Origin of the sequence: Streptomyces sudanensis (genome assembly GCF_023614315.1) — a bacterium.
Classification (GTDB): Bacteria; Actinomycetota; Actinomycetes; order Streptomycetales; family Streptomycetaceae; genus Streptomyces; species Streptomyces sudanensis.
The window spans coordinates 639,065-662,730 of sequence record NZ_CP095474.1 but is presented as its reverse complement, the minus strand read 5'-3'; the positions used below and the strand labels follow the sequence as shown (position 1 = coordinate 662,730).

The window sequence follows — 23,666 nt, the reverse complement described above, 5'->3', positions numbered from 1 at the left end:
GGCGGGCCGGGGCCCGGTGGCGGCTCGTCAGCCGGTACCGGCCCGGGAGTTCCGGAAGGTGCGGCGGTAGGTGTCCGGGGGCACGCCGACCGCGCGGTTGAAGTGGCGGCGCAGCGTCGTGGCGGTGCCCATGCCGGTGGCGGCCGCGATGGCGGCGACGCTTTCGTCGGTGGTCTCCAGCAGTTCCTGCGCCCGCCGGATCCGCTGGGTCAGCAGCCAGCGCAGCGGCGTGGTTCCGGTCGCCGACCTGAAGTGGCGGCCCAGATTGCGTGAGCTCATGTTCGCCTGGCGGGCCAGGTCCTCGACGGTCAGCGGCCGGTCGAGCCGTTCGGTCACCCAGGGGAGCAGCCCGGTGAGCGGGTGGTCGTCCCGGGCGGGCACCGGGGCCGTGACGAACTGGGCCTGGCCGCCCGCCCGTTGCGGAGGCACCACCAGGCGGCGGGCGACCGTGTTGGCGATCGCCGAGCCGTGGTCGAGGCGGACCAGGTGCAGGCACAGGTCCATCGCCGCCGCCTTGCCGGCGGAGGTGAGCACGCTGCCGTCGTCCACGTAGAGCACGTCCGGATCCACCTCCACCCGGGGATAGCGGGCGGCCAGGGCCCGGGTGTGCACCCAGTGCGTGGTCGCCCGCCGGCCGTCCAGCAGGCCGGCGGCGGCCAGGACGAACGCGCCCGTGCACAGGGACACCACCCGCGCACCCGCCTCGTGGGCCGCGCGCACCGCGTCGACCAGGTCGGCGGGCGGGTCCTCGTCGACGTCGGCCCAGCCGGGGACGATCACCGTGTCGGCGCGGGCGAGCCGGTCGAGCCCGTGGTCGGGTTCCAGGTGGAACCTGCCGATCCGTACGGGGCCCGGTCCATGGACGGCGAAGTCGTACCAGCGGTCGGTCACGCCCGACAGGTCGGCGCCGAAGACCTCGTACGCCACGGACAGTTCGAAGTGCAGCACCCCGTCGGTGACAGCCAGCGCGACAGTGCTCATGTCCGAAAGTGTATGGGGCGTGTCGTTCCGGACGCTCACGTGGAACCGGTCTCCGCCACCAGGATGATCACAGTTGATCGATCGAGTGCGGGAGAACCGATGGGTACGGGTCGGACGGTTGCGGTTTTCGGCGCCTACGGGCACACCGGGCGCTTCGTGGTGGCGGAGCTGCTGGACCGGGGGTTCGTCCCGGTGCTGTCCGGACGCGACGCCGGCAGGCTGCGGGCGCTCGCGGCGTCCCGTCCGGGGCTCGACGTCCGGCCCGCCACGGTCGACGACCCGGCTTCGCTCGACCGCGCGCTGGCCGGTGCGGACGCCGTGGTCAACTGCGCGGGGCCCTTCGCCACGACCGCCGCTCCGGTGATCGAGGCGGCGCTGCGCGCCGGGATCCCGTACCTGGACGTGGCGGCCGAGATCGAGGCCAACCTCGACACGCTCGGGCGTTTCGCGGACCGCGCCGCGGCCGCGGGCACCCTGGTGGTCCCCGCGATGGCCTTCTTCGGCGGCCTCGGCGACCTGCTGGTCACCGCGGCGACGGGCGACTGGACCTCGGCCGACGAGGCGCATGTCGCGTACGCGCTGAGCAGTTGGCATCCCACCGCCGGGACCCGCGCCGCGGGCGCGGTCTCCCGGCAGCGCAGGGAGGGCCGGCGCGTCGTGTACAGCGGCGGGCGGCTGCAGTACCGCGACGACGTCCCGCCGACGCTGAAGTGGTCCTTTCCCGACCCGCTGGGGGTCCGGACCGTGATCGGGGAGTTCACCATGGCCGACGTCGTCACCGTCCCCAGCCATCTGGCCGTCCCCGAGGTGCGCACCTACATGACGACCGAGGCGGCCGGCGACCTGGCGGCTCCCGACACACCGGCGCCGGTCGCGGTCGACGGGAACGGGCGGTCCGCGCAGACCTTCCTCGTCGATGTCGTCGTACGCTCCGGAGGCGAGGAACGGCGCGCCGTGGCGAGCGGCCGGGACATCTACGCCGTCAGCGCGCCGCTCGTGGTGGAAGCGGTCCACCGCGTCCTCACGGGACGGACCAGGACGGTCGGCGCGGCCTCCGCCGGCGCGGTCTTCGACGCGCGCGACTTCCTCCATGCCCTGTCCGCGCACATCTCGCTCCAACTGCCCTGAACGGGCTTCGCGTTGGGTCTTGCGCGGCGAGGGGATGACAACAAGAAGGCCGCCCGCCACCAGGGGTGCTCGGCGACGGGCGGCGCCATGTCGACCGTCTTCGCGGGCTGGACCTCCTCCCGCTCCCGGACCGTGGTGGTGGTGCCGTCGCACTCACCGAGCACGGGCAGCGTCTCCTCGACGACCGCCACTTCACCGTCTCCGCGCACAGCGCGAAGCCGCTGGACGATCCGGACTACCCCGGGCCCGACGCGGCCTGACCCCGGGTGTTGCGATGACCGCTGGAACCTGAGGCGCAGGGGGAGGACAGGGAGCGCTTCGTCACACACCGGTCCGGTCGTACTCGTTCACCCGCTGTGGCGGCACCGGCGGCTCGATGGGGTGCTCTCGCATCCGCCCCGTCAGCTCCGCCACGTACCCGGCGAACGCGCGCACCAGCACCGTGAGGCTTTCGATCCGCCGTTCCGACCGGTCCAGCCGCCACTCCAGACCCTCCCGGATCTCCCGGAACGCGGCCAGGTCTGCGGCCCGCCGCGCTGGCTCGGCGGCCAGTGCAGGCGCCGAGGGGGTGGAGGGAGGGGCGAACCGACAGTCCTCCTGACCTTGTCTCCCATCCCTCTCCCAAACGTCGGCCTTCAAGGCCGCAACCGGGTCTTGAAGGCCGACGTCACGCACAGGCCCGAATGAACCAACAGCGTCCAGGAGGCGGTCGGGCCCTTCTCTATGGGGTTCTACCTGCGGTTTTGTGAGAGACCCGCACGGCGAAGGTCAGGCCTTCTTGGTCTCCCAGAAGATGCGGTCGATCTCGGCGATGAGCTCCAGGGCCTTCTCGCCGGTCTTCGGGTCCGTCGACGCCTTGGCGGCCGACAGGGCCTTCAGGGTGTCGTTGACCAGCTGGTGCAGCTCCGGGTACTTCTCGAAGTGCGGGGCCTTGAAGTAGTCGCTCCACAGCACGGAGACGTGGTGCTTCGCGAGCTCGGCGCGCTGCTCCTTGATCACCACGGCGCGGGCCTGGAAGTGCGGGTCGTCGTTGGCGGCCATCTTCTCCTGGACGGCCTTGACCGACTCGGCCTCGATGCGGGCCTGGGCCGGGTCGTAGACACCGCAGGGCAGGTCGCAGTGGGCGCTGACCTTGACCTTCGGAGCAAACAGGCGGGAGAGCATGTTGCTGTCCTTCCTCGTGATCGTCTTCTCAGGTGGGAGATTACTCGGTGGGAGGGCGGTTTTCGCGAGCGCCCCCTGGGGCTTAGGACGAAAGTCCGGGAGGATCATGGGACCGATGGAGGAACCGCACGTGGAGACCCCGGCGGGCGGTGGACGCCAATGACGGAACGAGGGCGCGGGCCCCTGCTGCCCTTCGGGATCGCGGAGGTGACGGGGCCCTCCATGGTGCCCACGCTGCACCACGGCGACCGGCTGCTGGTGCACTACGGGGCGCCGCCGTGCCCGGGCGCGGTGGTCGTGCTGCGCCATCCGCTCCAGCAGGACCTGCTGATCGTCAAGCGGCTGGTGGAGCGGCGCGCGGGCGGCTGGTGGGTGCTGGGGGACAACCGGGCGGCCGAGGCGGTGGACAGCAGGGTCTTCGGGACGGTCCCCGCCGAGCTGGTGCTGGGCCGCGTCCGGGCGCGGTACCGGGGTGTCCGGCCCGGGCGTCAGCGGTCCGTCGGCGTGGTGCTGGCGTGGCTCCTGTCGGCCGTGCGGCCGGTGCCGGTGGACCGCTCGGTCTCCAGGCGCTTGCGGGCGCGGTAGGCGGCCACGTTCGCGCGGGTGGCGCAGCGGTCGGAGCAGTAGCGGCGGGAGCGGTTGGTGGAGGTGTCCAGGTACGCGTTGCGGCACGGGGCCGCCCGGCACAGGCCCAGCCGGTCGGCGCCGAGCTCCGTGAGGTGGAAGGCCAGGCCCATGGCGGCGACGGCGGCGTACCCGGCGGTCGCGTTCGACGGGTGCTCGGCCAGGTGCATGTGCCAGCGGGGGTGGCCCTCCTCGTCGAGCAGGACGTGGCCGGAGATCTGCGGGCTGACCGGGAACTCCAGCAGCAGCGAGTTCAGCAGGTCCACCGCCCGCGCCTGGTCGCCCTCGTCGGCCGCGGTGAAGACCGCCCGCAGCCGCGCCCGCACCGCCCGGAACCGGCCCACGTCGGTGTCCGTCAGGCGCCGGGACATCTGCGTCATCCCGACGAAGAGGTCCCGCACCGCCTCGACGGAGGTCAGGGCGTCCCTGCCGCGCGCCGGCTCCTCGGTGTTCACCAGACGCACGGCGTAGTCCGAGTAGTGGGCCAGTTCCACGAGAAGTCCTCACCGGGGCGGTTTTGGGTCCGACGATTCAAGAGTAAGAGGCGAGCGGGATAATCGGGAGTTACCGGCGCGTTGCTTCCGGTCATGTTCCCGCACGCTCTCCTGCCGCCCGTGTCACAGGGAGTACCACGAAGGGGCCGCGCGGCCGGTTCCCCGGCGCCGCGCGCGGCCGCCGCGCGTGCGGAAGAGGGGCGGCGCGGGTGCCGGGCACCCGTACCGCCCCTCTCCCCGCGGCCCGCCGGGCCGCTCAGAGCACCTTCGACAGGAACGCCTTCGTCCGGTCGTGCTGCGGGTTGGTCAGGACGTCGCGTGGGTTGCCCGACTCGACCACCACGCCGCCGTCCATGAACACCAGCGAGTCGCCGACCTCGCGCGCGAAGCCCATCTCGTGCGTGACCACGACCATCGTCATGCCCGACTCGGCCAGGTCCCGCATGACGTCCAGCACGTCGCCCACGAGCTCCGGGTCGAGCGCCGACGTCGGCTCGTCGAACAGCATCAGCTTCGGCTCCATGGCCAGGGCGCGGGCGATCGCCACCCGCTGCTGCTGGCCGCCGGACAGCTGCGACGGGTAGTGCCCGGCGCGGTCCCCGAGGCCGACCCGGTCCAGCAGCTTCACCGCCCGCTCCCGGGCCACGGCCTTGGACTCCCGCCTGACCTGGATCGGCGCCTCCATGACGTTCTCCAGGGCCGTCATGTGCGGGAAGAGGTTGAAGCGCTGGAACACCATGCCGATGTCCCGCCGCTTCAGCGCGACCTCGTCGTCCTTGAGCTCGTAGAGCTTGTCGCCCTTCTGGCGGTAGCCGACCAGCTCGCCGTCGACGTACAGGCGTCCGGCGTTGATCTGCTCCAGGTGGTTGATGCAGCGCAGGAACGTCGACTTGCCGGAACCGGACGGGCCGATGAGGCAGAACACCTCGCCCGGCGCGACCTCCAGGTCGATGCCCTTGAGGATGTGCGCGGCGCCGTAGGACTTGTGGACGCCCTCGGCCTTCACCATGGCGTTCGCGGTCATGCGTTGCCTCCCTGCCGGCTGGAGAACGACAGCAGGTGCGTCTTCACCTTCTGCCACGGGGTCGCCGGGAGCGAGCGGGAGCTTCCGCGTGCGTAGTACCTCTCCAGGTAGTACTGCCCGACACTGAGGATCGACGTCATGATCAGGTACCAGGTGGCCGCCAGGAACAGCATCTCCACCGGGGCGCCGGACGTCTGGCCGATGTCCTGCGCGTTGCGCAGCAGCTCGTAGTACTGCACCGCCGCCACCAGCGAGGTCGTCTTCAGCATGTTGATGACCTCGTTGCCCGTGGGGGGCACGATGACGCGCATGGCCTGCGGGATCACGATGCGGCGCAGCGTCTTGCTGTGGCTCATGCCCAGCGCGTGGGCTGCCTCGGTCTGGCCCTCGTCGACCGCGAGGAGGCCCGCGCGGCAGATCTCGGCCATGTACGCGGCCTCGTTCAGGCCCAGACCCAGGAGCGCCGTGAGGAACGGCGTCATGAAGTCGGACCACTCGTCCTTGTAGAACGGGCCGAGGTTGACGTACTCGAAGACCAGGCCCAGGTTGAACCAGACGAACAGCTGCACCAGGACCGGGGTGCCCCGGAAGAACCAGATGTAGAACCAGGCGATGGACGACGTCACCGGGTTCTTCGACAGCCGCATGACGGCCAGCAGGATGCCGCCGACGATGCCGATGGCCATCGACAGGACGGTCAGCAGCAGGGTCTGTCCGACGCCCTCGACGATCCGGCCGTCGAAGAAGTAGTCCGGGATCGCGTTCCAGTTGATCTGGCCCTGCGCGAACGCGTAGATGATCGCGGCGAAGGCCGCTATGGCGACGACGGCGCTGACGTACCGGCCGTAGTGGCGGACCGGGATCGCCTTGATCGCCTCCGGGCCGGAGGGCGGGACGGCGCCCTCCGGGCCCTTCTTCTCGATGTCAGTTGTCACAGTGGTGGTGCCTCTCAGTGGCCTGTCGGTGCCGGCCGGTAATCAGGAACCGCCGTTGATCTTGGCCTCGGTCACGGCGCCCTCGGCGACGCCCCACTTGTCGAGGATCTTCTTGTACTCGCCGTTGGCGATGATCGCGTCCATGGCGGCCTTGATCGCGTCACGCAGCTGCGTGTTCTTCTTGGCGACGGCGATGCCGTACGGGGCGGCCTCGACCTGCTCGCCGACGATCTGGAAGTCGTTGCCGCCGCCGGAGGTCTTCACGGTGTACGCGGCGACCGGGAAGTCGGAGGAACCGGCGTCGGCGCCGCCCGCGCGCAGGCGGGTCTGGGCCTGCTGGTCGTTGTCGAAGGCCTCGATGGCGATCGCGGGCTTCTTGCCGTCCGTGCACTTCTTCGACTCGGCCTTGGCCAGGTCCTCGGAGACCGTGCCGCGCTGGACGACGAGCTTCTTCCCGCAGAGGTCCGACCAGGACGTGATGCCCTTGTCGTTGCCCTTCTTGGTGTAGAGCGAGACACCGGCGTTGAAGTAGTCGACGAAGTCGACGCCCTCACCGACCTTCTTCTTCGTCTCCGCGTCGATGCCCTCCTGGCGGTCCTTGGTGTCCGTCATGGCGGACATCGCGATGTCGTACCGCTTGGCGCGCAGACCGGTGATCAGGGTGTCGAAGGTGCCGTTCTCGAACTGGAACGTCACGCCGAGCTGCTTGCCCATCGCGTCGGCCAGGTCGGGGTCGATGCCGACCGTCTTGCCGCTCTTGTCCTTGAACTCGACCGGCGCGTACGCGATGTCCGAGCCGACCTTGACGACGCCCTTGTCGCGGATGTCCTTCGGCAGCTTGTCGGCGAGCGGGGCGGAGGCCGAGGCCGACTCCTTGGTCTTCTCGCCGGAGGCGCCGCTCTGCGTCTGGTCGCCGCAGGCGGTGAGCAGCAGGGCGCCGGCGACCGCGGTCGCGGCGACCGCGACGGTCCGGGACGACCGCGGTGCCCGGGTCTTCGCGGCGGCCGGGCGGCGGGTGGTGCTTGCGGTCATGGTCGGGTTCCTCCGGCGGGTGAAAGGAATGCCAATGGGTCGGGCACGCGCCTTCGAGTGTCGCGACCTCGTGTGATTACGGCATCTTGCCATTCGGGTCGGCTCCCACAAGGGGCTCCGCATGTCAAAATCGGATAACGGGTGCCTCTCGAACCTCAACGGCCCTTCCCGCCGCGGCCGGACCTTCTGCGGACCGGTCGACTTCGCGCCGGAAAATCTTCTGCGGATCTCGCGATATGGACGCGATCGAGGGGGCAATCAGGACGTGGTGTGGACTTGTCCAGTAATTCACCCATGAGTCATGTCACCGGGGCGCGGAGCGTTCCGGGCCGAATGGGCGGGTGTGTCACCTCCCTCGGGGCGGGGCGCGCCGAGGCGGTCCGGCCGCCCCTCCGGGGTGCCGCAAAGGGCCCGGTGACCGGCCCCACGGCAACCTGACTCGTCCGTAGAGGTGTCCGTCGGGTAAGAAGGATCCTTACACCCCTCACCCGGGGCCCAGGGCGCGTTGTGCGGCGCGCCCGCGCGTTCGCAACCAGCCTCCGCGGGGGCGGGCCAACCGCCCGTCGCGAGGCGCGGACGCGGTGCCCGCCCACCCCTCGACCAGGAGTGGCCACCCTCGAATCATGAAGAATTAAGGGGTCAACCCATATGGCAGCGGAGATCGTCAACCCTCGCGGCGCCGGCGACACCGACGACGGTGTGCAGGCCGCCCCGGACGAGCCCTTCGATCCGGCATTCGCCCTCCACCGGGGCGGGAAGATGGCCGTGCGGGCCACCGTCCCGGTCCGCGACAAGGACGACCTGTCCCTCGCGTACACGCCCGGCGTGGCGAAGGTGTGCAGCGCCATCGCCGAGCGTCCCGAACTCGTCCACGACTACACCTGGAAGTCCCAGGTCGTCGCCGTCGTCACGGACGGCACGGCCGTCCTGGGCCTCGGCGACATCGGGCCCGAGGCCTCGCTCCCCGTGATGGAGGGCAAGGCCATCCTGTTCAAGCAGTTCGGCGGAGTGGACGCGGTGCCCATCGCGCTCGCCACGACCGACGCCGACGAGATCGTCGAGACCGTCGTCCGGCTCGCTCCCTCCTTCGGCGGGGTGAACCTGGAGGACATCTCGGCGCCCCGGTGCTTCGAGATCGAGCGGAAGCTCCAGGAGCGCCTCGACATCCCGGTCTTCCACGACGACCAGCACGGCACCGCCATCGTCACCCTCGCGGCCCTGCGGAACGCGGCCCGGCTCACCGGGCGCGGCCTCGGCGACCTGCGCGCCGTGATCTCCGGTGCGGGCGCGGCCGGTGTGGCGATCGCGAAGTTCCTGCTGGCGGCGGGCCTCGGCGACGTGGCGGTCGCCGACCGCAAGGGCGTCGTCAGCCGGGACCGGGAGGACCTGACGCCGGTCAAGCGGGAGCTCGCCGAGCTGACCAACAAGGCGGGCCTGTCCGGTTCGCTGGAGTCGGCCCTCGCCGGCGCGGACGTCTTCATCGGCGTCTCCGGCGGCACGGTGCCGGAGGCGGCGGTCGCGTCGATGGCGCCGGACTCGTTCGTGTTCGCCATGGCCAACCCGAACCCGGAGGTCCACCCCGAGGTCGCGCACCGCCACGCGGCGGTCGTGGCCACCGGCCGGTCCGACTTCCCCAACCAGATCAACAACGTGCTGGCCTTCCCCGGGATCTTCGCGGGAGCCCTCCAGGTGCGGGCCTCCCGCATCACCGAGGGCATGAAGATCGCGGCGGCCGAGGCGCTGGCGGGCGTCGTCGGCGACGACCTCGCCGCCGACTACGTGATCCCGTCGCCGTTCGACGAGCGCGTCGCCCCGGCGGTCACCGCGGCCGTCGCGGCGGCGGCCCGCGCGGAGGGCGTCGCCCGCCGCTGACGCGCGCCGGGGGCCGCGCCCGCGGGCCCCGGCCCCGCGCTGACATGAGTCTGAAGGGCCGTGCTCCCTCCCCGTGCGGGGGAAGGGGCGCGGCCCCTCGGCATGCGGGGCGCGGCGGCGGCCGGGTACGCGGGACCCCTCGGGCGGCGGTCGGAGCACCGCTCTGCTCCAGGGGGCGTGGCAGGTTCGCATCCTGCCGGGGGCGCACCGCACTACCGCTCTGACCTGGTGTTCCTCCCCCGAGGAGGGTTCCTGCCCGGCCTCGGACTCCCGGTCCGGGGCCGTTCGCGTGCGCGGACGGAGCGTTGATCTCCGACATCTCGCCGACGGACAGGCATCATCCGGCACGGACTGCGGCCCGGCCTTCTCCGGGCCGTCGGGCTCTGGTTCCGCTGCGGGCACCCGAGGAGCGCACGAGCGGGCACGGAACGATCGCGCTTCCGTCGAAAGGGTTACGCCTCTCCAGAGCCCAGGGCGGTTTCCACACCGTGGCCGCCCCAACTGTCGGGGGTGCGCCACAGGACCCGCACCCCGAAGACACCGAACACGGTGTCGGCCGACCAGTCCTCGGCGGGCGGTTCGGAGAGCACCAGGTAGAGGCGGTCGGCGGGAGCGGGCAGGGTGTGGTTGATCTCCAGGAGGCGGGTGGCTCCCGCGCGGAGGTCGGCGTAGGTGGAGCGGCCGGCACCGAGGACCTCGTAGAGGAAGTGACCGTCGTCCGCGATCCGGCTGACGTCGACGACCGGGGAGTCGGTCGGCTGCAGGTCCTCCCAGAGCAGGGCGGCCTTGAGAGCATGCCGCACCGCCTCGTGCTTTCTGCACGCGCGGTCGGCGGTCGCCGCGCTCTCCAGCGAGTGCAGGAACCCCTGCGCCGGCGTGGGCGTGGCGGGCGGGTCTTCGGCGGAGGTCACGGGCTCGGTTTCCTTCTGCTCGGACCGCTGTTCAGCGGTGGAGGGTGCGTCGCCGGTTTCGGGTTCGCCCGTGGCGACCCGGCGCTGCAGGGCCTCCCGGGCTTCGTGCAGGGCCTGGGCCCAGCCGGCGCGTGCCAGGTCCGCCCGGAGGCGGTCCAGGTCCGGGGCGCCGTCCTTGATCATGCGGCTGGTGTCCGCCGCGAGGTCGCGCAGGAGGCTGAGGCGGTGCTTGTCCGGGGATCCGAGCACGCGGCGCACGTCCACCCAGTCCGCCCGGTCGCGGCGGAGGACGCGGTTGGCCATGCCCTTGAGCTCGGACAGACGATCACGGGCGTTCTCCGGAACGGTTCCGCCACCGTCGGTCAGCTCGAAGAGAACGCCGAGTGCCGCCAGGTAGCGTTCCGCCGTTCTCGGCGAGATGGGCCGGCGGCCATGCGGGTCCGCGGTGAGCAGGCAGTGGTTCGTCTCGTGGGCGAACACCCAGCAGTCCAGTACCGCGCCCGGACCCGGGGGCACCGAGCCGTGGCGGACGGTCAGGACCAGGGGGACGTCGATCGCGGGGGACAGGGCCTTGACCCTGTAGCGGCCACCGGGTGCCCGGCCGGTCACGCGGACTCGTACGTCCGTACCGATGTCGGGGACGTCAGCGTCCGTCATGCCTGGTTCGCCTTCGGTGGGTGCTGGTCCGGTACCGCCGCCGTCGGTCTGCGTGAGGGCCTGCGGGAGCGGGGACGTGTGCAGGACGGTCAGGCTCTGGGTGCTGCGGGTGAGCGCCACGTACAGCTGGCGCAGTCCGGCCGGGCCCCGGTCGGCGATGGTGGCGGGTTCGACGACGAGGACGTGGTCGTACTCCATGCCCTTGGCCTGGGCGGCGGCCAGCACGGACACCGCCTGGCGTCCCTGCTCGGTGATGCCCGCGGCCCGGTCCAGCTGGCGGCTGATCTCGTCGATCCAGCCGGAGTCGTCCGGGACGATGACAGCCACGGAGCGCAGGGTGTGTCCGTCGCTGGTGCCGACGAGGCGGGTGGTCTCGGCCACGGTGTCGTCGAGGAGTCTCCACGGCTCGGTCGCGATCGTCCGTACGGTGTCCGCTCCCGCCGCACGCACGGCCTGCGGGTAGGGCAGCGCGGGGGCGACGGCATGGGCCAGGGGGGCGACGAACTCCATGATCTCGGCGGGCACGCGGTAGCTGGTGTTCAGCTCGGCCACGCGCCAGTCGCCGTGGTCGGACAGGAGGGTGCCGAGGCGGTCCCAGTCGGTGTGGGTGTGGGGGCCGGTGGCCTGGGCGAGGTCGCCGAGGACGGTCATGGAGCCCTGCGCGGCGGAGCGCCGGCGCAGGGAGCGGGCCTGCATGGGTGTCAGGTCCTGTGCCTCGTCGACCACGATGTGCCCGTACCGCTGCGGGGTCTCCCCGGTGATGAGGTACCGCAGTTCTTCGAGGCAGACCCGGTCGTCGAGCGTCCAGGGATCGGCGTCGGCCGTGTCGGCCCGCGGACGGCGCAGAGCGGCCTGCTCCGAGGCGTCGAGGATGCCCTCGGCACAGGCGCGCAGGAGGTCTTCGGAGTCGTAGAGGGTGCGGAGGGCCTCCCTGGCGCCGGGCGAGGGCCAGATGCGTTCGATCAGGCGCCCGACCTGCCGGTTGCGTTCCAGGTCGCGGCGGATCGTGGCGTCGCGGCTGCGGCGGGGGGCGACGGCGACGAGTTCCCGCAGCAGGCGGTCGACGAGCAGCCCGCGGAAGCGGTCGCGGCGCTCACGGTAGGAGCCCTCGCCCTGGCGCACGTCCTCAAGGAGGGCGATCACTTCGGAGCGCGGAACCCGCAGGGTCGTGCTGCCGACGGTGACGGTGAACTCCGGCTCGGCCCCCTCGTACGAGGCGGTGGCGGTGAACTCGTCGACGGCCTCGGGGCGGCACTCGATCTCGACGCGCCGCCGCAGGACGGCCGCCATACGTTCATCGGACTTCACCGCCCGCGCCGCGGGGGTGTCGGTGCCGAGGATCTCGCCGTCCCACAGGCGGGTCACCTGCACGGCGTTGACGTTCCGGGTGCCGAGCGTGGGCAGCACCTGGCTCACGTACTCCAGGAACCGCTGGTGGGGTCCGACGACGAGGACGTCCCGGGCTGTGAAGTGCCCGTTGTTGACGAGCCAGGTCACGCGGTGCAGGCCGACCGCCGACTTGCCGGTACCCGGGCCGCCCTGCACCACGAGGATGTCGGAGGGCGAGCCGGTGACCAGGGCCATCTGGTCGCGGCGGATGGTCTCGACGATGTCCCGCATGCTGCCGCTGCGCGACCGCTGAAGCTCACGCAGGAGGAAGTCGTCGGGCTGCACCGGCTTCCGGCGCTGGACGCGGGCGATGTCGGCGGGGCTGTGGGCGGGCCGCCGCACCTTGCCGGGCCGGTGTGTGCCGGTGGTGGAGTCCGCCGCCGCGGACCGCGCGTCGGTGTCGTGCGCCGCCGGCCGTGGGGCGGGGACGGTGACGGAGATGTCGTCGGCGTAGCCTTCGACGACGCGCTGCCTGCAGTGCAGCCTCCGCCGCAGCCGCACCTCCCCCGGAGCGTCCGGCAGCGCGTCGAGCCACTTCTTCGCGAGCGGGGTGGTCCACTCCACGACGACGATGTCGCGCGTCTGCACGTCGGAAACGGCACGCCGGCCGATGTACCAGGTCTCGGGCTCCCCACCGGGGCCGTCCCGCACGTCCACGCGGCTGATGACCAGTGAAGCCTTGCCGAGACCTCCGTACGCCGCGGCCCGCTCCTCGGCCGCGAGACGGTTGGCGACGCCGTCCTTGCCGCTCGCGGAGGCCAGGGCGACCGACCCGCCGGTCAGTTCGGCCAGCCGCGCGGCGTAGCAGTCGTAGGCGCGGTCCACCGCCTTCTGCTCGAGGGCGATGATCTCTTCGCGCGTGGTGGTGCCCATGTGCATCCCTCCCCCTGCAGCGCCCCGGAGGACGCTGCGACGGGCATACGCCCGACCCCGTCGAAACACCTATCAGAGACCGACTGGTAACAAGCGGTCAGATGGTCGACGCCCCGACCGGCTCGCCGGCCTCCGTCCGCCAGGTGCGCACCCGGTCGTGCGCGGGGCCGATCTCGTACTGGTGGGAGTGGCATCCCGGGCAGAGGTGCGACCGGACGGCGTCGGTACGGCGAGCGGTCTTCGCCGCGGAGCCGTTGCGGCCCACGACCGGGTCCACGCCGGGTCCGGGGCTGAGCTCGATCCAGGCGCGCGGCCCGATGCCGCGGGCCCGGGCGACGGCGACGGACCCGGGGTGGATCCGGCCGCCGGGGGAGTTCCCCCGGGGCTCGCCGTCGCCCGGGGCCGCCTTCAGGAGCACCTTCGCGGGCTCGCCGAGCGCCTCCTGCTCCAGGCGGGCCCCCACCGGAGCGGCCACGGGGACGGACTGGCCGGGAGGGGCCGGTCGGGCGGGGTCGGTGGGATGGTGCGCGTTCTGCCGGGGCTGTTCCGTCACGGTCATACGGGTTCCTCCCGTGTGTGCGGTGGGTGGCGACTGCGGTGCGGAAGGGACGCGGAGTGGACGGCCCCGAGGCGGGGCGTTGCGACGAAAGGGGCCCGGAACGATCGGACGCGTGGCGCGGGTACGGCGCCAGGACGCGGTGGGGTCGCGGGCTCGCGGCGGCGCATGCCCCCCTTCGGAAGCGTGACCAGACAACCACAGCGATGAAAGCGTCGTCAAACAGCTTTGCGAGCTTGACAGGTGTTGTAACGTGTTAACCGTCCCTGTTCGACTGGCCCGAGAGGTGCGGAACCCCACGCCATGCCCCAGCAGCCACCCCCCCGACCGGCGCCCGCCGCACACGTGACGGCCGCCGAGATCTCCCGCATCGCAGGGGTCACACGCGCCACCGTCAGCAACTGGCGCCGCCGCCACGACGACTTCCCGGCCCCCAGCGCGGGCACGGAATCCAGCCCGCTCTACGACCTGCCGGCCGTCCAGGCATGGCTGCGGGGACGCGGGCACACCTCCGCCGCCTCGCCGACCGAGGAGTTGCGGACGGCACTACGGCTGCTGGGGCCCGGCTCGGGAGTGGCCGCGCGACTGTTCCCCCTGGTGGCCGCCGCGTCCCGCCGCACACCGGAGGAGCCGGCCGAACTCGCCGCCCTGCCCGACGACCAGCTGCTCGCCCGGGCGGAGAAGGCCGCGGGCGAGCTCCCGGCCACCGTGCCCGAGGCCGAACCGGTCCACTACGGCCCGGACGACGCGGGCGCGGTCCGCGCACTGCTGGGCTGCGTCCGTGAGGCGGGGGCCCAGGCCGCCCTCGACGTCCTCGCCGAACGCGAACTGGACGAGGGCGCCGCCGCCGGCGTCTACCGGACCCCGGAGGGCCTGGCCCTGCTCATGGCACGGCTCCTGCCCGCCGGCGCCTCCCGCGTCCTCGACCCCGCCTGCGGCAGCGGCACGCTCCTCGCCGCCGCCGCCCGGCAGGGCGCGCGGGAGCTGTTCGGGCAGGACTCGCTCCCCGTCCAGGGCCGGCGCACCGCGGTCCGGCTGCTGATCGCCGCACCCGACGCCGAGACGGCGATCCGCGTCGGCGACAGCCTGCGCGCCGACGCCTTCCCCGACGTCACCGTGGACGCCGTCCTGTGCAATCCGCCGTTCGCCGACCGCGACTGGGGCCACGACGAGCTGGCCTACGACCCGAGGTGGGCGTACGGGGTCCCGCCGCGCTTCGAGTCCGAACTGGCGTGGGTGCAGCACGCCCTCGCGCACCTGGAGCCCGGCGGCCACGCGGTCATGCTGCTGCCGCCGGGAGTCGCCTTCCGCTCCTCCGGCCGCCGCGTCCGCGCGGAACTCATCCGCGGCGGGGCCCTGCGCGCCGTCGTCTCCCTCCCGGCGCGCGCCGCGTACCCGCTCCACGTCGGCCTGCAGATCTGGGTGCTCCAGCGCCCCGAGCCGGGCGGCCCGGACCGTACGACGGTGCTGTTCGTCGACGGGGAGGGCGAGCAGCGGGACGGCGCCGCGGGCACGCCGTCCACCACCGGTACGGCCACCGCGGGTGCCGGCACCCGCGCCGGCTCGCGCTCCCGCCGGTCCGGCCCTTCCGCCTCCGCCCCCACCTCTTCGGCCTCCGCCGCCACCGTCGACTGGGAGGCGCTGTCGGAGCGGGTCCTTCGCCAGTGGGCCGCGTTCACCACCGCCCCCGAGACCTACGCCGGCGAGCCAGGCGTCGCCCGCGCGGTGCCGGTCGTCGACCTCCTCGACGACGTCGTCGACGTCACCCCGGCCCGCCATGTCCGGGCGACCGCGGCCGACATCGACCCGGCGGCCCTGGCCCGGCGCGTCCACGACCTGCACGAACGACTGGCCGAGCAGGTCGCCGCCCTGACCTCCGCCTCCGCGCCCGGCGGCTGGCAGCCGTCCGGGGACTCGCCCCGCGAGTGGCGTACGGCGACCGTCTCCGACCTGGCGCGCGGCGGCGCCCTGACCGTGCTGCGGGCGGCGCCGCCCGGCACCCGCGGCTCCAAGGGCCCTGCCGCCCCCGCCGTCGACCGGCCGGTCCTCACCGCCCAGGACGTCTCCACCGGCAACCCCCCGTCCGGGAGAGCCGTCGACCTCCACGCCGACGCCGCGCAGCCCGTCGCCGCCGGGGACGTCCTGGTCCGCGCCGTCGCGAGCGGGGCCGGCCAGGCCGCCATGACCCGCGTCGCGGACGACCGGGACGCCGGAGCCCTGCTCGGCCAGCACGTCCACCTCCTGCGCCCGGACCCGGCCCGCCTCGACCCGTGGTTCCTCGCCGGGTTCCTCGGCGCCGACGACAACATCGCCTCCGCGTCCACCGGCTCCACCCTCGTGCACGTCGCACCGGGCCGCCTGCGCGTACCGCTGCTGCCGCTGGAGGAGCAGCGGCGCTACGGGGAGGTGTTCCGCCGTGTGTACGAGCTGCGCGCGGCCGCCCGCCGTACCGCCGACCTCGCCGCCGACACCGCGGCCACCCTGACCACCGGCCTCACCGCCGGCGCACTCCTGCCACCGGACACCCCGGGCAGCCCGGACACCCCGGACACCCCGGGCAGCCGTTCCGCCTGAAACGCCCCACGCGCCCCACCACGTACGACCACACTGGACCCCTGCCGTCCCCCCGCCCGGACGGCGTCTTTTCGGAAGGAAGCCGGGACCTCTTGAACAGCAGCAAGCACACGGAGTTGGCGAACCACGCCTGGTCCGTCGCCGATCTCCTGCGCGGTGACTACAAGCAGTCCGACTACGGCAAGGTCATCCTGCCGTTCACCGTGCTGCGCCGCCTGGAGTGCGTCCTGGAACCGACGCGCGACAAGGTCGTCGAGACCGTCGCCAGGTTCGCGGGCCAGGACATCGACACCGACCACTTCCTGCGCCGCGCCTCGGGCCACTCCTTCTACAACAAGAGCGACCTCACCCTGCGGAAGATCGCGGCCGACCCGCAGAACGCGGCGAAGAACCTGCAGATCTACGTCGGCGCCTTCTCCGACAACGCCCGCGAGGTCCTCGACAGGTACGAGTTCAACCAGCAGGTCAGGAAGCTCGACTCCGCGAACCTCCTCTACCGGGTCATCGGCAGGTTCACCGACCTCGACCTGCACCCCGACACCGTGCCCAACCACAACATGGGCTACGTCTTCGAGGAGCTGATCCGCCGCTTCGCCGAGCAGTCGAACGAGACCGCGGGTGAGCACTTCACCCCGCGCGAGGTCATCAAGCTGATGGTGAACCTGCTGGTCGCGCCCGACGCGGACGCCCTCACCGTGCCGGGTGTCGTCCGCACGGTCATGGACCCGGCCTGCGGCACGGGCGGCATGCTCAGCGCCGCCGACGACCACATCAAGGCCCTCAACCAGGACGCGACGGTCGAGGTGTACGGGCAGGAGCTCAACCCCGAGTCCTGGGCGATCTGCCGGTCCGACCTCATGATCAAGGGCCAGAACCCGGAGAACATCCGCTTCGGCAACTCCTTCTCCGACGACGGCCACGCCCGCCGCAGGTTCGACTACATCCTCGCCAACCCGCCGTTCGGCGTGGAGTGGAAGAAGGTCAAGGACGAGGTCGAGTACGAGCACAAGTCGCTCGGCGACGCCGGCCGCTTCGGCGCGGGCCTGCCCCGCATCAACGATGGCTCGCTGCTCTTCCTCCAGCACATGATCTCGAAGATGAAGCCGGTGGACGTCAACGGCGGGGGCGGCTCCCGCGTCGCCATCGTCTTCAACGGCTCCCCGCTGTTCACGGGCGCGGCCGAGTCCGGCGAGTCCAACATCCGCCGCTGGATCCTGGAGAACGACTGGCTGGAGGCGATCGTCGCCCTCCCGGACCAGCTCTTCTACAACACCGGCATCTCCACGTACTTCTGGATCCTGACGAACCGCAAGGACGCCGACCACAAGGGCAAGGTCGTCCTGCTGGACGCGCGCGACCAGTGGGTGAAGATGCGCAAGTCGCTGGGCGACAAGCGCAAGGAGCTGGGCGACGGGACGAACGGCCGCCCCGACCACATCGGGAACATCACGCGGCTGTACGCGGAGGCGCTTCAGGTCGCGAAGGACCCGAAGCACCCGATGCACGGCAAGGTCAAGGTCTTCGCCAACGAGGACTTCGGCTACCAGCGCATCACCGTGGAGCGGCCGTTGAAACTCCGCTTCGAGGTGACGGAGGAGACCCTGGCGGCACTGGCGGTGGCCAAGCCGGTGGCCAAGCTGGAGCGGAGCGAGGAGTTCGTCGCGGCGGTGCGTACGCTGCTCGGTTCGTCCTGGGCGACGAAGTCCGAGGCGTTCATCGCGCTCAAGGACGCCGTGGTCGCGGCCGGCCTGACCTGGCCGTCGGGTGCCCCGTTCGCGAAGGCGGTACGGGACGCGGTCGGCGTCCGGGACCCGGAGGGCGAAGAGCAGAAGGTCAAGGGCGCGCCGGAGCCGGATGCGGACCTGCGGGACTACGAGAACGTTCCGCTGGGCGAGGACGTCGAGGAGTACCTGAAGCGCGAGGTGGTGCCGCACGTGCCGGACGCGTGGATCGACCACACGAAGACGAAGATCGGCTACGAGATTCCGTTCACGCGGCACTTCTACGTGTACAAGCCGCCGAGGCCGCTGGCGGAGATCGACGCGGAGCTGAAGTCGCTGGAGGCGGAGATTCAGGCGCTGTTGGGTGAGGTGACCGAGTGACCGGGTTCGTTCCGCTCAAGAGGGTGGCTCGAATCCGTTACGGATTGGGCCAGCCACCTCCACTCTCAGAGGAGGGCATCCCGATCATCCGGGCAACTAATGTCTTCCGGGGAAAGATCAGCGCCAACAACCTGCTTCACGCTCGTCTTGAGGACCTGCCATTGGGCCGAGCCCCGTTGCTGCATGAGGGAGAGATACTGGTCGTCCGAAGCGGGGCATACACCGGCGACTCTGCCCGTATCACCAGCGAATGGGTTGGCAGCGCTCCAGGCTATGACCTGCGAGTGACCCCGCAGGCGGTGGACTCACGCTTTGTGGCCTACGCGCTGCTGACTAGGTCCACTCTTGATCAAATCAAGTTGGCGAGTACCAGGGCGGCCCAACCTCACTTGAACGCAGAAGAGCTGGGCGAGGTTGAACTGTGGCTGCCGCCACTGGAGGAGCAGCGCCGCATCGCCGACTTCCTCGACGCCGAGACCATCCGCATCGACGCGATGCGTAGCTGCAGTCAGCGACAAGCAGAACTCCTTGGACTTCGATTCAAGGAGCTCATGCGCCAGGAGACCACAGTCGGCCAGGGACCCGCGACAGAAACTGGCATCCCCTGGATGCCGAGGATGCATCATGAGTGGAAGCTCCACAAAGTCAGTCAGGAATTTCGCACTTCGAGTGGTACCACACCAACGTCGAGTGATTCTTCATACTTCGATGGCCCCTATCCGTGGGTTAATAGTGCCGATGTTAGAGATGACTTGATTAGCAGGGCCGAGAAAAGCGTCACACAGAAAGCACTGCTCGATTTCCCCGCTTTGAAAGTGCATCCAGCGGGAGCGCTCGTGGTGGCCTTGTACGGCCAGGGCGCCACAAAGGGAAGAGTGGGCATTCTCGAGGTGGATTCATGCCTTAATCAGGCGTGCTGCGCCCTAGTTCCCACTGGAAGAATCTCGACCGAGTTTGCATACTATTGGTTTCGCGCACACAAGGATGGGATCGTGACTCAAGCCGTTGGCGCCGGTCAGCCCAACCTTAGTCAGGAACTGGTCCGCCAGTTGCGAATTCCTGCACCAAGTGCGGAAATGCAGCTTCAGATCGCTAGTCGGCTTCGGGAATCGGAGAAATCCGCCCGAGTGCAGGTGTCGCAACTTGAAAGACGAGATGCACTGCTCACCGAACGCCGCCAGGCCCTCATCACCGCCGCCGTAACCGGCCAGTTCGACGTATCCACCGCCAGCGGGCGCAACGTAACGGACGGAGTGAGCGCGTAGCCATGAGTCCCATCCACACGGAGTCCGCCTTCGGGGACGCCATCGTCGCCGCCATGGTCGAGCGCGGCTGGCGCGAGGCAAGCCGACAGAATTACCGGGCCGATCTCGGCCTGGACACCGGCGAGTTGTTCGCCTTCATCCGGGAGACCCAGCCCGACGAGTGGGGCGAGCTGCTCACCGTCTACGGCGGCGACCCGAACGAGGCCCAGCGGGGGTTCGCCGCTCGCCTGGACCAGGCCATCACCACCAACGGCCTTCTCGACGTGCTCCGCAACGGCGTCAAGGACCGGGGCGTCCTGCTCCGCGTCGCCTACTTCAAGCCGAACCTCGTCGCCCATGACTCCGTACTCGACGGGTACCGGGCCAACCGCCTCACCGTCGTCCGGGAGCTGGAGTACGCGACCAAGCAGGCGGACTGGGGCAACCGGCTCGACCTCGTCCTGTTCCTCAACGGAATCCCGGTCGCCACGGCCGAGTTGAAGAACCCGCTGACCAGGCAGGGTGTGGAGCAGGCCAAGGAGCAGTACCGCACCGAACGGGACCCCACGGAGCTGATCTTCACCCGCCGCGTCGTCGCCAACTTCGCCGTCGACCCGGACCTGGTTTTCGTCGCCACCCAGCTCAAGGGCAAGAACACCCGTTTCCTCCCCTTCAACACCGGTTCCAACGGCCCCGGTCAGCCGGGCGGCGCCGGCAACCCGGCCCCGACCGTCTACGGCACGTACGCGACCTCCTACCTCTGGGAGCAGGTCTGGCAGCCGGACAACTGGCTGGACCTGCTCCAGCGGTTCGTGCACCTGCACAAGAGCAAGACGCCCGGCGGCGGCACCACCAAGACGATGATCTTCCCCAGGTTCCACCAGTGGGACGCGGTCAAGAAGCTCACCGCGCACGCCGCCACCCACGGCGCCGGACACGACTACCTGGTGATGGCCTCGGCCGGCTCGGGCAAGTCGAACACCATCGGCTGGCTGGCGCACCGCCTCAGCGACCTGCACACCCCCACCGACCCCCGCGAACTCGACCCCGAGGCCGTCGCCAAGGGTCTCAAGCCGGGCGTGCCGGTCTTCGACAAGGTCATCGTCATCACCGACCGCCGCAACCTGGACGCGCAGCTCCGGGAGACGGTCGGCAGCTTCGAGCAGACCGCGGGCCTCGTCGTGAAGATCGACGAGAAGCACGGGGCGAAGGGCGAGCAGCTCGCCAAGGCCCTCTCCCGCGACACCGGGAAGATCGTCACGGTCACCCTGCACTCGTTCCCGGCGCTGCTCGACTACCTCCAGCGCAACCCCACCGAGATCCAGGGCAGCCGCTTCGCGATCATCGTGGACGAGGCGCACTCCTCGCAGTCCGGCGACGCCGCCACCGCCGTACGGTCCGCGCTGCGCGACCTCGGCCTGGACTCCGACTCGGACGACGCGGGCGCGACCATGGTCAAGGCCGAGGGCGCCACCCTGGAGGAGCAGCTCAAGAAGAGGGCCGAGCAGCGTTCCCGCGCCGCGAACCTCTCCTACTTCGCGTTCACCGCCACGCCGAAGGCCAAGACCCTCGAACTCTTCGGCACGCTCCAGGACGTCGACGGCAAGGCGGCCTACCGGCCCTTCCACACGTACTCCATGCGTCAGGCGATCGAGGAAGGCTTCATCCTCGACCCGCTGCGCAACTACGTCACGTACAACACGTACTGGAAGCTGGTGAACCAGAACCCCGACGAGCGGGAGGTCGACCCGTCGAAGGCGAACCCCCTGCTCGCCCGGTACGCGCTGACCCACGACTCGACGGTCGCCCAGCACGCCCAGGTGATCGTGGAGCACTTCGCGACGCACAGCCGGGGCCGTCTCGGCGGGCGGGCCAAGGCGATGGTGGTGACCGCCTCCCGGCAGTCCGCCGTGCAGATGGCGCGGGCCATCAAGAGCTACATCAAGGACCGGGACTACGACACCAAGTACCCCGACCTGGGTGTCCTCGTCGCCTTCTCCGGCTCGCTCACCATCGACGGCGAGGAGACCACCGAGCCGAAGGAGAACGGCGGGCTGTCGGAGAGCGCGCTGCCGAAGGCGTTCGCCTACACGCGCGCCGACGACAAGGCCGTCCGAGCCGGTGGTCCGGGCCAGCGCGAGTACAAGATCCTCGTCGTCGCGGAGAAGTACCAGACCGGCTTCGATCAGCCGCTCCTCACGACGATGTACGTCAACAAGACGCTGACCGGCATCTCCGCCGTTCAGACCCTGTCCCGGCTGAACCGGACCGCCGAGCGCAAGACCCAGGCCGACCTGGCGGTCCTCGACTTCGTCAACGACGCCGAGGACATACAGGAGTCCTTCCGCCCGTACTTCGAGGAGGCGAACACCCTCCCCTCCGACCCCAACCTCCTCTACACCGCGCAGAGCCGGGTCATGCAGGCGGCGGTCCTCTCCGGGCAGGAGATGGACGAGTTCGCCGCCGCGTACTTCGCCGCCAAGGAGAAGGCGGCGGGTTCGCAGTCCAAGTGGGAGAAGCTGCACGCCGAGCTGTACCGGCTGCTCTCCCCGGCGGTCGCCCGCTTCACCGCTCTGCTCGAAAGCGAGGACGAGGACGACCAGGAGACGGCGGAGGGCTTCCGCGCCGACCTCAACGACTACGTCAGGAAGTACGGCTTCCTCGCGCAGATCGTCCCCTACCAGGATGCCGAGCTGGAACGGCTGCACCTCTACGGCCGCTACCTCCTCAACCGGCTGCCGCGCCGCGCGGACGGCGGGGTGGACATAGGCGAGGTCGACCTCAGCCACCTGCGGGTGGAGAAGACCGGCGAGTACGACGTCTCCCTCGCCCCCGAGGGGCCGGCGACGATGCAGGGCTTCGGCGACGGCTCGGGCGGCGCGAAGGAGGCGGAGAAGTCGCTGCTCTCCGAGCTGATCGAGAAGTTCAACGAACGGTTCGGCACCGATTTCACGGAGCAGGACGTCATCCGCCCGTTCGAGGAGGCCACGGCCGACCCGAAGGTGAAAGCGGCGGCCCTCGTCAACGACGAGGAGAACTTCGGCCTCGTCTTCGACACCGTCTTCGCGGACAAGATGGCCGACCACATCGACACCATCGCGGGCATGGGCCGCCAGTACTTCGGTCCCGACAAGGGCTTCAAGTCCAGCCTGGACCGCAGCGCCCGCAAGGCCGCCTGGCGGATGCTCCGCCGCGAGGCGGGGCTCGACGACGGCATCTGACGTGTACGCCCCGGCCGGGAGGTCGGCCGGGGCGTACATCGGGAACGTCAGCAGTACAGCGGGAAGCACAAGGGTTGCCCTCTGCGCGAGGTGCAACGAATGGGGAGGGGTACATGAACAACGAGGTGGACGGGCCCGAGGAGTCTCGGCTCCAGAAAGCCGTCGAGACGATCGTCATGACACCGGAGGCGGCTGCCAAGGTCGTGGACGGTTACCGTGCGGCCTTCGAGGACAAGAACGAGCGGAAGCCCGAGAGCCTGGAGGACAAGCGCCGGATCGCGGCCAAAATCATCGGCCGGTACTCCAAGCTCTCGGCAGCGGCTGGGGCGGTCACCGCGGCCCCGGGCGTCATCCCAGGGATCGGGACGGCGGTCGCAGTCGTGAGCGGGGGTGTCGCCGATACCGCCGCAGCACTCAAGCTCCAGGTCGACATGTGCATGTGCCTGGTCGAGGTGTTCGAGACCGAGTTGAGCGCCGAGGACAAGAAGCACCTCGCCTTCACCCTCGCTCTGGCCAGCTCGGTGGAGAAGATGGCGTCGAAGGGCGGCAAGGCGGCTGTCATGAAGATCGCCGAGAAGCTGGTCTACCAGTACCTCACAGGGCCCGCCCTGGTCACGATCAAGCAGCTGTTCAAGCGGGTGTCCATCACCTTCACCCAGAAGGCGATGGCCAAGGCGATTCCGGCCGGCATCGGTGTCGCCTTCAGCAGCTCGACCAACTACGTGCTGACGAGGGTGGTGGGCGGGGTTGCCGTCGCCGTCCTGGCCAAAGACGTGAAGTAACAGCGCGGCGTCAGGCCCGTGGCCGCCGACTCGGTTGGTGGGGCGCCCTGTCGCGGGTGCGCCCTCCCGCCGGGGGTGCGTGGCTTCGGGCTATGCGGAGGGG

The 23,666-nt window shown here is 70.7% G+C and carries 18 protein-coding genes; 9 read left to right on the top strand and 9 right to left on the bottom strand.

The annotated features are described in order from the left end of the window. Nucleotides 1-27 precede the first annotated feature (27 nt). Nucleotides 28-981, bottom strand: coding sequence for a helix-turn-helix domain-containing protein (locus tag MW084_RS02845; RefSeq protein WP_010471646.1), 954 nt, complete (start codon nt 979-981; stop codon nt 28-30). Nucleotides 982-1,080: 99 nt separating this feature from the next. Between MW084_RS02845 and MW084_RS02840 the strand changes: the two genes are divergently transcribed. Both MW084_RS02840 and MW084_RS02835 read left to right on the top strand, forming a co-directional pair. Next, nucleotides 1,081-2,109, top strand: coding sequence for a saccharopine dehydrogenase family protein (locus MW084_RS02840; RefSeq protein ID WP_010471644.1), 1,029 nt, complete (start codon nt 1,081-1,083; stop codon nt 2,107-2,109). Nucleotides 2,110-2,174: 65 nt separating this feature from the next. Beyond that, nucleotides 2,175-2,369: a hypothetical protein gene (locus MW084_RS02835; protein WP_010471641.1), complete on the top strand. Its 195-nt coding sequence runs from the start codon at nt 2,175-2,177 to the stop codon at nt 2,367-2,369. Between the two features lie 61 nt (nt 2,370-2,430). On the opposite strand, the gene MW084_RS02830 is transcribed toward MW084_RS02835, so the two are convergent. Then, complete coding sequence (locus tag MW084_RS02830; RefSeq protein WP_010471640.1) at nt 2,431-2,784, bottom strand: hypothetical protein; 354 nt, start codon at nt 2,782-2,784, stop codon at nt 2,431-2,433. A 93-nt stretch (nt 2,785-2,877) separates the two neighbouring features. Then, nucleotides 2,878-3,273: a superoxide dismutase, Ni gene (gene sodN, locus MW084_RS02825; RefSeq protein ID WP_010471638.1), complete on the bottom strand. Its 396-nt coding sequence runs from the start codon at nt 3,271-3,273 to the stop codon at nt 2,878-2,880. Between the two features lie 159 nt (nt 3,274-3,432). Here sodN and sodX point away from each other — a divergent pair, with 159 nt between their 5' ends. Then, on the top strand, nt 3,433-3,858 hold the full coding sequence (sodX, locus tag MW084_RS02820) for a nickel-type superoxide dismutase maturation protease (protein WP_010471636.1): 426 nt from the start codon (nt 3,433-3,435) through the stop codon (nt 3,856-3,858). Here the strand turns inward: sodX and MW084_RS02815 are convergent. The 4 genes from MW084_RS02815 to MW084_RS02800 form a co-directional block, all read right to left on the bottom strand. Then, complete coding sequence (locus tag MW084_RS02815) at nt 3,762-4,391, bottom strand: CGNR zinc finger domain-containing protein (RefSeq protein WP_010471634.1); 630 nt, start codon at nt 4,389-4,391, stop codon at nt 3,762-3,764. The genes sodX and MW084_RS02815 overlap by 97 nt on opposite strands. Nucleotides 4,392-4,647: 256 nt before the next feature. Further along, on the bottom strand, nt 4,648-5,415 hold the full coding sequence (locus tag MW084_RS02810; RefSeq protein ID WP_010471633.1) for an amino acid ABC transporter ATP-binding protein: 768 nt from the start codon (nt 5,413-5,415) through the stop codon (nt 4,648-4,650). Continuing rightward, entirely contained in the window at nt 5,412-6,350 is a 939-nt protein-coding gene (locus MW084_RS02805) for an amino acid ABC transporter permease (protein ID WP_010471631.1), read from the bottom strand. Before MW084_RS02805 ends, MW084_RS02810 begins: the two co-directional genes overlap by 4 nt. 42 nt (nt 6,351-6,392) lie before the next feature. Further along, the gene (locus MW084_RS02800; protein ID WP_010471630.1) at nt 6,393-7,382 is read right to left on the bottom strand and encodes an ABC transporter substrate-binding protein; all 990 of its coding nucleotides are present in this window, start codon (nt 7,380-7,382) and stop codon (nt 6,393-6,395) included. Between the two features lie 648 nt (nt 7,383-8,030). Here MW084_RS02800 and MW084_RS02795 point away from each other — a divergent pair. Beyond that, nucleotides 8,031-9,254 (top strand): NAD(P)-dependent malic enzyme, encoded by a 1,224-nt coding sequence (locus MW084_RS02795; RefSeq protein ID WP_010471628.1) that lies wholly within the window; start codon nt 8,031-8,033, stop codon nt 9,252-9,254. A 452-nt stretch (nt 9,255-9,706) separates the two neighbouring features. On the opposite strand, the gene MW084_RS02790 is transcribed toward MW084_RS02795, so the two are convergent. Together MW084_RS02790 and MW084_RS02785 are read right to left on the bottom strand one after the other, a co-directional pair. Beyond that, nucleotides 9,707-13,084, bottom strand: coding sequence for a HelD family protein (locus tag MW084_RS02790; protein WP_010471626.1), 3,378 nt, complete (start codon nt 13,082-13,084; stop codon nt 9,707-9,709). A 97-nt stretch (nt 13,085-13,181) separates the two neighbouring features. Then, entirely contained in the window at nt 13,182-13,643 is a 462-nt protein-coding gene (locus MW084_RS02785) for a hypothetical protein (protein WP_010471624.1), read from the bottom strand. A 342-nt stretch (nt 13,644-13,985) separates the two neighbouring features. On the opposite strand from MW084_RS02785, the gene MW084_RS02780 reads away from it, so the two are divergent. The 5 genes from MW084_RS02780 (at nt 13,986) to MW084_RS02760 (ending at nt 23,563) form a co-directional block, all read left to right on the top strand. Then, nucleotides 13,986-16,214, top strand: coding sequence for an N-6 DNA methylase (locus MW084_RS02780; protein ID WP_010471622.1), 2,229 nt, complete (start codon nt 13,986-13,988; stop codon nt 16,212-16,214). A gap of 92 nt (nt 16,215-16,306) precedes the next feature. Next, nucleotides 16,307-18,316, top strand: coding sequence for a type I restriction-modification system subunit M (locus MW084_RS02775; RefSeq protein ID WP_010471619.1), 2,010 nt, complete (start codon nt 16,307-16,309; stop codon nt 18,314-18,316). Beyond that, nucleotides 18,313-19,581, top strand: coding sequence for a restriction endonuclease subunit S (locus tag MW084_RS02770; protein ID WP_010471617.1), 1,269 nt, complete (start codon nt 18,313-18,315; stop codon nt 19,579-19,581). Before MW084_RS02775 ends, MW084_RS02770 begins: the two co-directional genes overlap by 4 nt. Before the next feature lie 2 nt (nt 19,582-19,583). Continuing rightward, nucleotides 19,584-22,781 (top strand): type I restriction endonuclease subunit R, encoded by a 3,198-nt coding sequence (locus tag MW084_RS02765; RefSeq protein WP_010471615.1) that lies wholly within the window; start codon nt 19,584-19,586, stop codon nt 22,779-22,781. A 113-nt stretch (nt 22,782-22,894) separates the two neighbouring features. Next, a complete protein-coding gene (locus MW084_RS02760; RefSeq protein ID WP_010471612.1) occupies nt 22,895-23,563 on the top strand; it encodes an EcsC family protein in 669 nt (222 codons plus the stop codon). The last annotated feature ends 103 nt before the right edge of the window (nt 23,564-23,666 follow it).

Coding starts and splice junctions, on each gene's coding strand:
- MW084_RS02845 (WP_010471646.1), bottom strand. CDS start 981: ATGAGCACTGTCGCGCTGGCTGTCACCGACGGGGTGCTGCACTTCGAA.
- MW084_RS02840 (WP_010471644.1), top strand. CDS start 1,081: ATGGGTACGGGTCGGACGGTTGCGGTTTTCGGCGCCTACGGGCACACC.
- sodN (WP_010471638.1), bottom strand. CDS start 3,273: ATGCTCTCCCGCCTGTTTGCTCCGAAGGTCAAGGTCAGCGCCCACTGC.
- sodX (WP_010471636.1), top strand. CDS start 3,433: ATGACGGAACGAGGGCGCGGGCCCCTGCTGCCCTTCGGGATCGCGGAG.
- MW084_RS02810 (WP_010471633.1), bottom strand. CDS start 5,415: ATGACCGCGAACGCCATGGTGAAGGCCGAGGGCGTCCACAAGTCCTAC.
- MW084_RS02800 (WP_010471630.1), bottom strand. CDS start 7,382: ATGACCGCAAGCACCACCCGCCGCCCGGCCGCCGCGAAGACCCGGGCA.
- MW084_RS02795 (WP_010471628.1), top strand. CDS start 8,031: ATGGCAGCGGAGATCGTCAACCCTCGCGGCGCCGGCGACACCGACGAC.
- MW084_RS02790 (WP_010471626.1), bottom strand. CDS start 13,084: ATGGGCACCACCACGCGCGAAGAGATCATCGCCCTCGAGCAGAAGGCG.
- MW084_RS02785 (WP_010471624.1), bottom strand. CDS start 13,643: ATGACCGTGACGGAACAGCCCCGGCAGAACGCGCACCATCCCACCGAC.
- MW084_RS02765 (WP_010471615.1), top strand. CDS start 19,584: ATGAGTCCCATCCACACGGAGTCCGCCTTCGGGGACGCCATCGTCGCC.
- MW084_RS02760 (WP_010471612.1), top strand. CDS start 22,895: ATGAACAACGAGGTGGACGGGCCCGAGGAGTCTCGGCTCCAGAAAGCC.